General features: G+C 63.7%; 12 protein-coding genes. 6 read left to right on the top strand and 6 right to left on the bottom strand.

Features of this window, described 5'->3' with window-relative positions:
- Positions 1–59 precede the first annotated feature (59 nt).
- The 6 genes from E5162_RS02755 (at position 60) to E5162_RS02730 (ending at position 8,549) form a co-directional block, all read left to right on the top strand.
- Entirely contained in the window at positions 60–2,288 is a 2,229-nt protein-coding gene (locus E5162_RS02755) for a S9 family peptidase (RefSeq protein ID WP_135943410.1), read from the top strand.
- Between the two features lie 180 nt (positions 2,289–2,468).
- Positions 2,469–4,556: a TonB-dependent siderophore receptor gene (locus tag E5162_RS02750; RefSeq protein ID WP_135943409.1), complete on the top strand. Its 2,088-nt coding sequence runs from the start codon at positions 2,469–2,471 to the stop codon at positions 4,554–4,556.
- Positions 4,557–4,584: 28 nt separating this feature from the next.
- Entirely contained in the window at positions 4,585–5,160 is a 576-nt protein-coding gene (locus E5162_RS02745) for a hypothetical protein (protein ID WP_135943408.1), read from the top strand.
- 11 nt (positions 5,161–5,171) lie between these two features.
- Positions 5,172–6,692 carry a PepSY-associated TM helix domain-containing protein gene (locus E5162_RS02740; RefSeq protein WP_135943407.1) on the top strand — a complete coding sequence of 507 codons (1,521 nt, stop codon included), beginning with the start codon at positions 5,172–5,174 and terminating at the stop codon, positions 6,690–6,692.
- A gap of 169 nt (positions 6,693–6,861) precedes the next feature.
- Complete coding sequence (locus E5162_RS02735) at positions 6,862–8,100, top strand: hypothetical protein (protein ID WP_135943406.1); 1,239 nt, start codon at positions 6,862–6,864, stop codon at positions 8,098–8,100.
- A 23-nt stretch (positions 8,101–8,123) separates the two neighbouring features.
- Positions 8,124–8,549: a hypothetical protein gene (locus E5162_RS02730; RefSeq protein WP_135943405.1), complete on the top strand. Its 426-nt coding sequence runs from the start codon at positions 8,124–8,126 to the stop codon at positions 8,547–8,549.
- A gap of 15 nt (positions 8,550–8,564) precedes the next feature.
- Here E5162_RS02730 and E5162_RS02725 read toward each other — a convergent pair whose 3' ends face one another.
- From E5162_RS02725 to E5162_RS02700, 6 genes are all read right to left on the bottom strand, one after another.
- On the bottom strand, positions 8,565–9,065 hold the full coding sequence (locus E5162_RS02725) for a GAF domain-containing protein (RefSeq protein ID WP_135943404.1): 501 nt from the start codon (positions 9,063–9,065) through the stop codon (positions 8,565–8,567).
- A gap of 142 nt (positions 9,066–9,207) precedes the next feature.
- Positions 9,208–10,419, bottom strand: a complete 1,212-nt coding sequence (locus tag E5162_RS02720) for a glutathione S-transferase family protein (RefSeq protein WP_135943403.1) — start codon at positions 10,417–10,419, stop codon at positions 9,208–9,210.
- A gap of 24 nt (positions 10,420–10,443) precedes the next feature.
- Positions 10,444–10,638, bottom strand: a complete 195-nt coding sequence (locus E5162_RS02715; protein ID WP_135943402.1) for a hypothetical protein — start codon at positions 10,636–10,638, stop codon at positions 10,444–10,446.
- A gap of 221 nt (positions 10,639–10,859) precedes the next feature.
- On the bottom strand, positions 10,860–11,582 hold the full coding sequence (gene arsH, locus E5162_RS02710; RefSeq protein ID WP_135943401.1) for an arsenical resistance protein ArsH: 723 nt from the start codon (positions 11,580–11,582) through the stop codon (positions 10,860–10,862).
- On the bottom strand, positions 11,579–12,658 hold the full coding sequence (gene arsB / locus E5162_RS02705) for an ACR3 family arsenite efflux transporter (protein ID WP_135943400.1): 1,080 nt from the start codon (positions 12,656–12,658) through the stop codon (positions 11,579–11,581). The genes arsH and arsB overlap by 4 nt, the downstream gene beginning before the upstream one ends.
- Positions 12,651–13,145: an arsenate reductase ArsC gene (locus tag E5162_RS02700; protein WP_135943399.1), complete on the bottom strand. Its 495-nt coding sequence runs from the start codon at positions 13,143–13,145 to the stop codon at positions 12,651–12,653. The genes arsB and E5162_RS02700 overlap by 8 nt, the downstream gene beginning before the upstream one ends.
- Positions 13,146–13,164 lie beyond the last annotated feature (19 nt).

Genomic DNA, 13,164 nt, shown 5'->3' with positions numbered 1-13,164 from the left:
CCTCGCCGGGCTCGGCTACCAAGGAGATCCTGTTTTCGATTGTCCCAGGAGACCGCTCCATGCGCCGACTTCTCGCCGCGACGCTGCCCTGCCTCATTCTCCCCGGCCTCGCTGCCGCACAGAGTGATGAGACCCCAGGCCCGGACCTCACGATCGAGCGGGTCTTTGCTTCGCCATCGCTGGATGGCGCGACGCCGCGCTCGCTGAAATTCTCGCCGGATGGATCGCGCGTCACCTTTCTGCGGCCGAAGGAGGAAGACCGGACGGTCCTCGACCTGTGGGCGATGGACGTCGCCGACGGGCGCACTTACCGCCTGGTCGATGCGCGCGCCCTGGCGCCAGAGGAGCGGGAACTGTCCGAGGCCGAAATCCAGTACCGTGAGCGCGCCCGCATCTCTGAAAGCGGCGTGGTCAGCTATGACTGGGACGAGAGCGGAGAGGCGGTTCTGGTCCCGCTGGACGGCGACGTCTTCTACGTCGATGTCGAGAGCGGCGATGCGCGCCGCCTGATGGAGACCGAGACGTTCGAGACCGACTTCAAGGTCGGGCCCGAAGGAGAATATGTCTCGTTCATCCGCGATCAGAATCTCTGGCTGCACAATCTGGAAACCGGCGAGGAGCGTGCCCTGACCGAAGAGGGCGAAGGCCCGGTCAGCTGGGGCGTCGCCGAGTTCGTCGCCCAGGAAGAAATGAACCGCTACACCGGCTATTGGTGGAGCCCGGACGGGTCGAAGATCGCGGTTGCCCGGATCGACGAGACCCCGGTCCAGATCGTGCCGCGCTTTGGCATTTCGGCCGAGGGCGTGTCGGTCAGCGAGCAGCGCTATCCGCGCGCGGGCACCGACAATGTCGAGATCGAGCTCTGGATTTTCGATGTGGAGAGCGGTGAACGTACCCAGGTCGATCTGGGAGATGAGAGCGACATCTATCTGGCGCGGGTCAACTGGAGCGCGTCGGGAGAGCGCGTCTATGTCCAGCGGCAGAACCGGGAACAGACAGAACTTGATGTCCTGGCTGTCGACCCGCAGACCGGGACAAGCGAGGTCTTTCTGACCGAGCGCGCTCCGACCTGGGTCAATCTGACCGACGATTTCACCGCACTCGACGATGGCGGTTTTCTGTGGACGAGCGAGCGTACGGGCTATCGGCAGGTCTATCGCGTCAGCGAAGACGGTGAGGTCTCGGCGATCACGGTCGGAACCGGAGTTGTGGACGAGCTGGCCGGCCTCTCCGAAGATGGCCAAACGGTCTATTTCGAAGGCTGGCGCGCCTCCCCGCTTGAGCGTCACCTATACGCGGTTTCGATCGAGGGTGGCGAGATAACGCGGGTCACCTCTGGCGAGGGCGTGTGGCGTGCGACGCTGGGCGATGGCGGGGCGGCCTTCATCGGCGCCTATTCGGACACCGACACCCCGCCGCGCACCGGCCTCTACGAAATGGACGGCACTCACATCGCGTGGATCGAGGAAAACGCGCTGAATGCCGATCATCCCTACGCCCCCTATGTCGAGAGCCATGTCACGCCGGAGTTCGGTACCGTCATGGCCGCGGATGGCGAAACCGAGCTCTACTGGTCGATGATCAAGCCGGACCATTGCACGGGCGAGGCGCCCTGCCCCGCCATCGTGGAGGTCTATGGCGGACCCCACGTCCAGAGAGTAACGCGTGCCTGGACGGGCGCGCGCGACCAGCTCTTCGCCGATCGCGGCTATGTCCTGTTCAGAGTCGACAATCGTGGCAGCTGGAATCGCGGTCATGAGTTCGAAGCCGCTCTGCACGACCGCATGGGCAGCATCGAAGTCGAGGACCAGCTTGCCGGTCTGGAATTTCTCGAAAGCCGCGACTTCGTCGATCCAGATCGAGTCGGCCTGTGGGGCTGGTCTTATGGCGGCTACATGACCCTGATGACCACGCTCCAGGCGCCCGGCGCGTTCGATGCGGCGGTCTCCGGGGCGCCGGTTACCGACTGGTCGCTCTACGATACGCACTATACCGAGCGCTACATGGACACCCCCGCTGCCAACCCGGCCGGGTACGAGCAAGGCGCCGCCTTTGCCCATGTGGAGAATTACGCGACCCCCACCCTCATCATCCACGGCATGGCCGACGACAACGTCACGTTTGACCATTCGACCCGGATGTTCGCGGCGCTGCAGGAACAGAATGCCGATTTCGAGATCATGACCTATCCCGGCCAGCGCCACGGCGTGCGTCCGCCGGCCCTTCAAACCCATATGTGGACGACGATCTTCCGCTTCTTCGACCGCCGTCTGGATCAGGACAGCTAGTCAGGGTGCGTGAGTGCAAAACGAGGCGCCACCGGTCACCGCCGGTGGCGCTTTTCGTTGCAAAGACAGCGCACGGACCAACGCGCTGCACAATTGCGAATAATTCTCATTGATTTTGCTAATCGCTCGCATTAGCACGCCCTCAACTTCATTCTTCCAAGAGTTTTTTGGGGACTATCGATGACCTTCTCCCGCCTGCTGCTTGCCTCCTCCACGCTGACCCTGGCCGCCGCCTCCCCCGCTCTGGCCCAACAGACCGATGAGGCCAGCGTGAATGACATCATTCGCGTGACCGGTCAGATGACCACCTTCGGCGCCACCAAGTCGGATACGCCGATCCTGGAGACCGCGCGCTCGGTCTCCATCGAGACCGAAGACATGTTCCTGTCCAAGGGCGCGCTGACGCTCGATGATGTGCTCAACTACACCTCCGGCGTGATCGGCGATCAGTATGGTTTCTCCACCCGCGGCGACTTTTATGCCGTACGCGGGCTCAGCGCCCCGGAATATCGCGACAACCTTCAGTCGCTCTTCGGCAACTACAACAATACGCGCCCTGAGATTTACACCCTCGAGCAGGTCGAAGTGCTCAAGGGCCCGGCCTCGGTGCTGTACGGTCAGGGATCCCCGGGCGGTCTGGTCAACACAGTCTCGAAGATTGCCGGCGCCGGCATGGAGAGCGAGTTCGTCCTGTCCTACGGCACGCATGACCGCGCGCAGGCCGCGACGGATCTGAACGTAGCGCTGGGCAATGACGTATTCGCACGCCTGGTCGCGCTCTATCGCGACTCCGACACCCAGGTGGACTACGTCACCGACGATTCGGTCTCCCTCGCCCCGTCGCTCACCTGGCAGCCGACCGAAGAGACGAGCCTCACCCTCCTGGTCAATTACGATGAGCGTGATGGTGACGTGGCCGCGCAGTTCCTGCCGCTTACCGGTACGCTGTTCGACTCTGCCAGCGGCCAGCGCATCGAGAGCTCGACCTACCACGGCGAACCCGGCTTCAATCACTACGACACCGAATCCACCGCAGTGACCCTTCTGGGCTCGCATGTTCTCAACGACATCTTCACGCTGGAAGGCACCGCACGCTGGCGCGAAGGCGAGAGCGACTATGCCCAGAGCTGGATCACGTTCGCCGGCGCCGGCGCGCCGCGTATCGACGCGAACGGCAATGGTTTCCGCAGCTGGTATGACGACGCGGCCACGTCCAGGCAATTCGCCGTGGACGCCCGCGTGCGCGCCGAGTTCACGACGGGCGGGATCGAGCACGAAGTCCTGGCCGGCGTGAACCACCAGTCGATCGAACTGACCGGTTCGACGGCCTTCCTGGTCCAGGGCACGATCAATGCGTTCGATCCGGTCTATGGCGTCGGCGTGCCCACCGCGGCCGAGCTCGACGCGGTTCGCGGAAGCTCCGAAAGCACCGACGAGTATCTCGGCTTCTACCTGAACGACCAGATCGACATCGGCCGCTTCAAGTTCAACGCCGGTGTTCGCTTCGATGATGTCGAAAACGACAACGGTGCGGTGACCCAGAGCGACGACGCGACCACGTTTGCCGTCGGCGCGCTCTACGCTTTCGACAACGGCCTCTCGCCCTATGTCAGCTTTGCCCAGAGCTTCGAACCGGTAATCGGTACCGATGCCGTGACCGGGGACGCGCTGAAGCCGCGTGAAGGCGAGCAGATCGAGGTGGGCCTGAAATACCAGCCCGGCCTTCGCACCTACATGACGCTAGCCTGGTTCGATATCGAACAGTCCAATCTCAGCAACCCGTTCGGTCTGCCGAATGCCCCGTCGCAACAGGAAGGCGTTGCCAACATTCAAGGTCTTGAGTTCGAGTTCCTGACCGGCTTCGACACCGGTCTGGGCGATCTGACCCTGGAAGCCAATGCCAGCACGCTCGATACCGAAGATCCGAACGGCCTGCCCCTTGCTTCAGTGCCCGAAGAACAGGCCTCGGTCTGGGCGACGCTTCGTCCGGCCGTTCTCGAGAACGTGCGTCTGGGTGCGGGCGTGCGCTATGTCGGCGAAAGCGAAAGCAACGGCGTCAGCGTCGTTGATGGGAGCCAGGTCACGATCACGACCGACTCCTACACTCTGTTCGATCTGCTGGCGGCCTATGATTTCGAACAATGGTCCGTTGCGCTGAACGTGCGCAATGTCTTCGACGAGGACTATTACGCAGCGTGCCTGGCGCGTGGCGATTGCTTCCCGGGCGAAGACCGCACGATCAATCTGCGCCTGTCGCGGACCTTCTGATTTGTTCACACAAGGTCTTGATATCCCGATGACGATCCTGGCAGCGGTTCTGTCCGCCGCCGGGGTCGGCCTTCTCTTTTCCAGCTGGACCAAGCGTGCCGGCCGGCATGACGGCTCGCTCTGGCTCGGTTGGGGAACGCTTGCAATCTCCCTGCCGGTCTGGATCGTCGCCTCCGGCCCCGATCGCGGCGTGGCGATGGCGGCCCTCATGGCCATGACCGCCGCTCTGGTCGTGCTTGCCGTCCAGTATGCGCGCCCGGACGGCCCCGTCCGGCGCAACGCCTCGCGGGCGGACAGCACCGCCTCGCAGGCGACGCTTAGCGCCATGAAAACCGTACGCACCGTCTATGCCGGTGTTCTTGCGACCGTCTTCGCCGGCGTGGCAGCCGTTGCGCTGTCCGCGTCGATCTACGGTCTCATGCTTGGTGCAGGCGCACCGCAGCCCGACGCGCTGCTCGGCGGGCTTTTCTTCTTCGTACTGGGCTGGGGTGTATTGGCCGTGGTCGCGACCATCGATATCGCCCTGCGCTGGCGCAGCATCGCAATGGTAACCATTGTCGTACTCTCCGCAGGCCTCCTTCTTCTGACCCGCACCCTGACCTGAAAGACATCGTCATGGCTCGCTGGCCTTCCGTCTCGAAAAAATTCGTCGCGCAGATCCTCTCCGCCCACGCCGGGCTAGGCGTAGTCGCGGGTGCAGTCCTGTTCATCCTGTCGCTGAGCGGCGTGCTCGTGGTCTTCCACGAGGACTTTGCGCGCTGGGAACAGCCCGGCGCACCGGAGATGCACGAGTACACGCCCGAAGTCGCGAGCCTCGGCATGGCCAATGCAATCGCGCGCTACCAGTCGATCCATGACGGGACGCTGCCGGACAGCGCCTACATGGTCCTGCCGACGCGCGCCGCACCGCGCATGACCGCACTGATGGGAGACGATGCATGGTTCATCGCTCCGGACGGCGCGCTGGCCGGGGAAGTCGATCACGCCTACTCAGAATTCCTGATCGAGCAGCACTACTACCTGAACCTTCCGCATACACCGGGCATCATTCTGGTCGGGATTTTCGGGGCAATCATGCTCGCCCTCGTAATTTCGGGCTTTGCGGCCCATCCGCGCGTGTTCCGCGATGCCTTCCGCTTCCGGCGCAGCGGCAATCCCCAGCTGGCCGAAGCCGACCTGCACAATCGCCTCTCGGTCTGGGGGAGCCCGTTCCACGTCATCATTCCGCTGACCGGGGCGATGCTTGGCCTGTCCATCCTGTTTGCAGTTGTCGTTGGCCAGAGCTTCCACGAAGGCGACATGCGCTATGCGTTCCAGCCGACTTTCGGGGCCGAAGGCGTGCGCAGCGACGCCGAAGCGCCGATTGCCGATATCGCTCCCGCCCTTCGCACCATGCGCGAACGGCGACCGGATGTGGAACCCTGGTTTCTCGATCTGGAATATCCCGGCACCGAGAGCCAGAGCGTGAAAATCCTCTCGCGCCTGCCGCGGCGGCTCATCTTCGGCGAGTACTACCAGTTCGACGCGGCCGGCGAGTATCAGGGCCAGGTGGGGCTCGAGAACGGCACGGTGGGCCAGCAGATCATTGCTGGGGCCTACCAGCTCCATTTCGGGAGCTTTGGCGGCCTCCCCGTCAAGATCGCCTACGCCCTTCTTGGTCTGGCCCTGTGCATGATCGTCGCGAGCGGGGTCAATCTCTGGCTCATGAAGCGGGCGGCACGCGCCAAGGCGTCGCCGCGCCTGGAACGCGCCTGGATCAGCGTGATCTGGGGCAGTCCCGCCCTCCTCGCCCTGTGTTTCATTGCCGTATCCAGTGGCGCGCCCAGCGTTTGGTTGGCACCGATCTTCTGGGTCGGGCTGGCCGGCATGGCGATCCTGTCCACCTTTATACAATCCAGGGCGACCCTCTCGGCCGGTCTGAAACTCGCCAGCGCTGCATTCATCGTGCTTGGGGTTTTCTGGCACGCGATCGCGTCCGGCGCCCCGGCAAGTCATGCCTTCTGGGGCGTCAGCGCCTGGCTCCTTCTGACCGCCATCGCGCTGGCCGCAGCAGCGGCGTTCGGCTTCGCCAGGGCCGGCCGTGCCAGCCGAGAGCCGGCGCCGGGCACTCCAGACCCCGTCTCCTCGCAGGCGTGACCTTTGAGCCGCGCCTCGGGACAAAGCGTCTCGCATTAACCATGATCGGGGGTTAACGCGCCTTAACACCTGTCTCCAGCTCGGCTAGGGTCGCCTCCAATACGACCGTAATCGCGCGCTGGGTGGGGCCTCGCGCAGAACCGGTACGGGTCGAGGGGGTAAGGGGCGGATGACGTCGGAAGTCATGATCATGAACCGTCAGGCTGTGGCGCTCGCGGCCGACAGCGCGGTGACCTATGGCGGCGGGCCTGAACCGGTTGTCACGCTGGAAGCGGAAAAAATACTGCCACTGACCGGTTCGATCGCTTTGATGGTTTATTCGCGCGGCGATGTCCTGGGCCGCTCCTGGTCGAACATCGCGCATGCCTTCTCCAAGGCGCATGGCGATACCGAATTTGCATCTGTCAGCGAATGCGCCGGGGCCTTCTTCAGCTTCGTGGATCAGAACCGAAAGCTGTTTCCCGAGGCCGAGGAGCGCGCCGAGTTCGAAGAACTCATGCGCCTCGCCGTACTGACCGTCCTCAACCACGCGCGCGCCATGCGCTCCTATCCCGGCAGCACCCATACCGGCGACGAGGAGGCCTTCCTGGCTGCGCTAGACCTGTATCGTGCCCACCTGGCACGCGACGAAGCCGGCACCGACCGGCACAGTGTAGAAGTCCTGGAAGCACTCACACGCGAACGTTTTTACGACCTTTACCGCGACCTGCTCGATGCGATCATCGCGCAGTCTCTGGGAGAATTCGGCCGCTCGGGCGAAGTTCGCGAAAAACTGTTCGATTTCGCCTATATGCTAGCCACCATGCCAGCATTCCTGGAGCCCTATGCCGGAATGGTCTTTGCCGGCTTCGGCGATGATGACGTCTTCCCCGTCTACGAGCATTTCTACGCCTCGATCCTGGTCGACGGCATCTTGAAGCGGGCACATGACGAGACGACGCGCGTCGGTGTCGAGGAGGGGCCCAACGCGTTCGTGCGCACATTCGCCCAGGCCGACATGACCCACGCTTTCCTGCGCGGTGTGCATCCGGCGATGTTCGACATGATGATCGCGATGAACCTGATGACCAACGAAGCCGCAGCAGAAAAAGCGCTGGCCGAGGCCGGGATCACGCCGCAGTCAGCCGGACCGATTCTCGAACGCATGCAGGCCACCACCCTCCCCCAGCTGACAATGGAATTCATCCGGGGCAGCCAGACCTTCAGCCAGGACGAATTCATCGGCCCGTTCATCTCCGTGGTGGCGGCTTCAGGCAAGCGCCAACTGGCTGAAACCGCCAAGGCCCTGGTCGAACTCAATATTCTCAAAAGCGATCTGCAGCTCGCCCAGACCGGTGTCGGCGGCGACGTCGATGCGATTATGATCTCGCACACGGCTGGCCTAGAGTGGTATGCTCGCAAGTCCTGACGGTGGCACAGCGGAGCAACACGATGGTCTCTGAAAACACCAAGCTGAATATCGAACGCGCCCGTGCGGCCCTCGCCAAGGCGCGAGCCGAAACGCAGAACGACGCGGTCCGAACACCGCGTCCGGTCGACCTGTCTCGCCTGGCCGAACTGGAACAGCGCCGCGACAAGCTTGAAGCGCGCGCCGGCGAGTTCCGTCTGGCGGTCCGCGAACGTCTTGGACTGTCGGATCTGGGCACCGACCGGGTTTCGGTCCGCTCGATCATGGGCTCGGCCACAATGGACGGCGCCCTGTGCGACGCCGACATCTGCGCGCCGCCCGCCCCGCGCCTGCCGGGTGACACTAGCGCGCTTCAAACACCCAAGGCGAAGCCAGAGATGCGCACCAGGCGGGCCTCCGTGAACATCAAGGTGAAGCCGAAGCGCAAGAAGTTTCTCGGCCTCTTCTAGGCCGCCTCGTGCGCCTCAGGCGGTCAGCAGCGTCTTGCAAATAGCTTCAAGACCAATCTTGTCGGTTTCGTCGAACGCATTCTTTTCCGAAGAATCGACATCGAGCACGGCCGCGAGCGTGCCATCGGCCCGGTGGACGGGAACTACGATCTCCGACTGACTGCGCGCATCGCACGCAATATGTCCAGGAAAGGCGTGGACATCGGCGACCAGCTGGGTCTCGCCGGTCTGGGCTGCCGCGCCGCAGACCCCGCGTCCGAACGGAATGCGCAGGCACCCGAGCGTTCCCTGGTAAGGACCGACGACGAGTTCTTGCGGTTTTGCCGGGTCGACCTGGTAGAATCCGGTCCAGAAATAGCGCGGAGCAAAGGCGTGGGAGAGCAAGCAAGCGGCGGTAGCAAAGCGCGCCGTCTCGCTGGTTTCTCCCGCCACGACGCTTGCGATCTCCTTGTGGAGGCGCGCGTAAGCTTCAGCCCGGCTTTCGCCTTCAGGCGCTGTGCTCATCGCTTCGGCCATCGATCTCATCCCTTCGCTGCGGTTCAGCGTAGGTAAGCGCTGACGCGAGCGAGAGAAAGGGGGGAGATGCACGCGCGAGCGCTGAAAGAGCGCCGCGCTACGTGCGGAACCGGCAGGAAGTCCGCAGGGCCCGGGCGCGGACTCAGCCCATGATGACGCGATCGAACTCGCGGCTGTCTCCGGCAGCTTCGCGCGCCTTCATCAAGGCGTATCCGGCCTGCTCGGTGGACTGGTGGCTCGCGCCGGAATCGCGGCGGGTGCGTAGATCGACTCTGAACACGTGGTGGGTTTGCAGAACTGTGCGTTCCGGCTCGAAATTCTTCAGCCCTTCATAGCCCATCGCGAGAAGCAGCTCGTCGCGCGCCTCCGCTTCCACGCGGGGCAGGTCCTCGCCCAGCGTCTCGAGAAGGCGTTGCAACAGCCATTGCGCCTCGGCCCGGACATGGCCCCGACGCTGACGCTGGCCAGCCTCGCTCCGCTTCGCCGCCGACAATGTCGCCGGCAATTGCATGTTGCCCGGATTGCAATCGGCCCAATCGGCCACGGCGTCACAAGCTTCAAGGGCCTGCGGCAGAAAGTGCTCGGCGGCCAGCATGACCAGCTCGTTGAGACTTTCCGGAAGCGTGTACGCCTTGCGGAAATCGCCATCGCGCGTCTCAAACGGCGCGTTCACCTCGGCAAGCCAGCGACGTACATTCTCGGCCTTGGCCAGCATGTCGCGCGTGGCCGGCGTCTCACGCAGGATCGCCAGGGCCCCGAAGATCGCGAAATCGGCATGGCAGGGCGAATTGCCGAGAATGAACGCGTTATTCTCGAAATGGCGATCGAGAATTGAAATCACCGAGGTAATCAGGGATCGGGACTGGTCCGCTTCGGCTTTGCCAAAACCCCGCACATCGAGCGCGTGCATCAGCTGGGCGGATAGCAGGCGCGCCTGGCGCATCTGCTGCTTCTCATCAAGGTCGGGATAGAGCGATGCTCCCATCCGGGCAGTCGCCTGCTCCATATCCGAATTCCAGGACACGAAGACTGTCGCCGGCGAAAGCACTTCATCCGCGAAGTTCTCGAGCAGGCGCGAGACGAAACGGTGGTGCCCGTAGCCCGGCGTCAGCGACGGCCCCGGCTCGTGCTGGCCGATCCAGTCCTGGATCAGGCGCGGATCGCTCAGCGCCTCGTTCGAGGGCGTCACGAGCACCGGAACCCGGACCGACTTCAGCCGCGGACGTACAGCGCTCTTCAGAACGAGCGCACTCGCCTCGGTTTCACGCACCGGGACGTTGGCCCAGCGCAGAAAGGCGCGGGTCTTCAACGATGCCGGCGAACCAAACGCGGTGATCAATTTATAGGCACGCATGAGCGGCCCTCCAGACTTTTTCGATCAGTGGCCGTTGGCGACGCGCTCTACAGCGGCGCACGGCGCTTCGGTTTCGGTCTCCGCCTCGGTCAGGGTCACGACACCGCATGATGTCTGCGCAACGCTCTCTTCCAGGAACATGAAGAAGAGCGCACCGATCGCGACGAGAATGAGCGCGATGGCGGCATAGGCGATGCGGGCGGGACGTAGCCGGGACATGGGACCTCGTTTTGCGATGTCGCGTCGGCAAGCAGTTTGCGAGACGCTGTGGCTGGCTAAACGCCGCCCTTCTCCCCGGGTTCCCGAGGTTCACGGCAGAGTGGAAACCAAGCGTGTCCCACAAGCCACACATACCCGATTTGGAATCGGTTCGCGCCGCGATTCGTTTCGCTGGCAGGAAATTCAGAGGTTTCGCGAAACCTGCACGCGCGCGCCCATCGCTACAGGGTGCGCTGGTTTACCCGGCGGGAAAGCTCTTCGGCGCTTTCCCTGCGTTCCGAGTAACGATCCACGAGATACGCCGAGCTGTCGCGGGTGAGGAGTGTGAACTTCACCAGCTCCTCCATGACGTCCATCACCCGGTCGTAAAGCGCGGAAGGCTTCATCCGGTCCTCCTCGTCAAATTCGAGAAAGGCCTTGGGGATCGAAGACTGGTTGGGGATGGTGATCATCCGCATCCAGCGCCCCAGCACGCGCAGCTGGTTGACCGCATTGAAGCTCTGCGACCCGCCCGAGACCTGCATCACCGCCAGCGTCTTGCCCTGGCTTGGACGCACAGCACCCAGCGAAAGCGGGATCCAGTCGATCTGGGCTTTCATGACCGCCGTCATCGCGCCATGACGCTCGGGCGAGCACCAGACCATGCCCTCGCTCCAGGTCACCAGCTCGCGCAGTTCGGCGACCTTGGGGTGATCCGGCTCGCCATCGTCAGGAAGCGGCAGGCCGGACGGGTTGAATGTGCGCGTTTCCGCGCCGAGCCGCCGCAGGATGCGCGCGGCTTCCTCGGTCGCCAGCCGGCTGAACGAGCGCGCACGAACCGACCCGTAGAGCAGGAGGATACGAGGCTTGTGACCGCTTCGCACCGTCGGAAACAGCGCACCATGATCGATGTCTTCAAAGCAGCATTCCTCGACATTCGGGGTGCTCTCAGCATCGGTGGTCATGGCCGTGTTTCTCCGGGAAAGAAGCGTTGCGTCCGGTTAGCCAGTGCCACCAGCGACAGCATGACAGGAACCTCCACCAGCACCCCCACCACGGTGGCCAGGGCGGCCCCCGAATTCAGGCCGAACAGGCTGATCGCCACCGCGACCGCGAGCTCGAAGAAGTTGGATGTCCCGATCAGCGCGCACGGCGCTGCGACATTGTAGGGTGTTTTCCAGGCCCAGGCCGCCAGGTAGGCAATCGCGAAAATGCCGTAGGACTGGATCAGCAAGGGCACGGCGATCATCGCAATAACACCTGGCCGGTTCAGGATGGTCTCGCCCTGAAAGCCGAACAGGATCACCACCGTCGCGATCAGCCCGATGACCGAGACCGGTTTGACCTGCGCGGTGAACGCCTCGACCCGCGCTTCGCCCTCGACCCGCGCCCGCCCCGCCATGAGATGGCGCCGGGTCAGCCAGCCTGCCGTCAGGGGAAGTAGCACGTAGAGCCCGACCGAGAGCAGCAGAGTCTCCCACGGCACGGCAATGTCGGTCACGCCCAGGAGGATGGCGACGATGGGCGCGAAGGCGACGATCATGATCACATCGTTCGCCGCCACCTGGACCAGCGTGTAGTTGGGGTCCCCCCGCGTCAGCTGCGACCAGACGAAGACCATCGCGGTGCACGGCGCGGCCCCCAGGATGATCAGGCCGGCGATATACTGGGTTGCGTCGGCGGGATCGATGAAGCGCGCAAAGACAACCTCGAAGAAGAGTACGGCCAGCCCCGCCATCGTGAAAGGCTTGATCAGCCAGTTCACCACGAGCGTGATCACCAGCCCCTTGGGACGTTCGCCCACGCGCGTCAGCCCTGCCAGGTCCACATTGACCATCATCGGATAGACCATCGCCCACACCAGAACGGCGACGACCAGATTGACCGAAGCGAACTCGAACCGGCTCAGCGCATCGAAGATTGCCGGAAACACAGTCCCAAGCGCGACGCCGGCCGCGATGGCCAGCGCGACCCAGACCGACAGCCATTTTTCAAAGAACCCGATGCCGCCGGGCACCGCCTGCGCCTTCAAGTCAGACATGATCGCCGGACTCCTTCTCATGGGCTTCGGTCAGCACAGCTTTGAGCGTAGCTGGATCGTCCAGGCCCGCCGCATTCACAACTCGCTCGATGCGTTTGCGCAATGCCTGGTAGGTTGTCTCGAACGCGGCGCGGGCGGCCGCCTCATCCTTGATCCCTGCCGGGTCGGGTAGGCCCCAGTGCACGCTGACCGGTGCTCCCGGCCAGATCGGACACGACTCGGCCGCGGCCGAATCGCAGACGGTGATGACGCCATCGACATGCGCTGCGTCCGGTCCGGCAAACTCATCCCAGGATTTTGAGCGCAGCCCTGCCGTCTCATGGCCGTGTACCGCAAGCGTTTCGAGCGCCAGCGGGTGCGGCTCGTCCTTGGGCTGAGAGCCTGCGGAAACCGCCTGGATGCGTCCCTGCCCCAACGCGTTGAACAGGACCTCGCCCAGTATGGAACGGGCCGAGTTTCCGGTGCACAAGATAAGAAGACGGGTCACGGGCACTCCGTTGGAAGCC

The organism is Marinicauda pacifica (assembly GCF_004793635.1).
Lineage (GTDB): Bacteria > Pseudomonadota > Alphaproteobacteria > Caulobacterales > Maricaulaceae > Marinicauda > Marinicauda pacifica.
The sequence above is the reverse complement of the archived record's forward strand: the minus strand, read 5'-3'. Positions and strand labels throughout refer to the sequence as shown.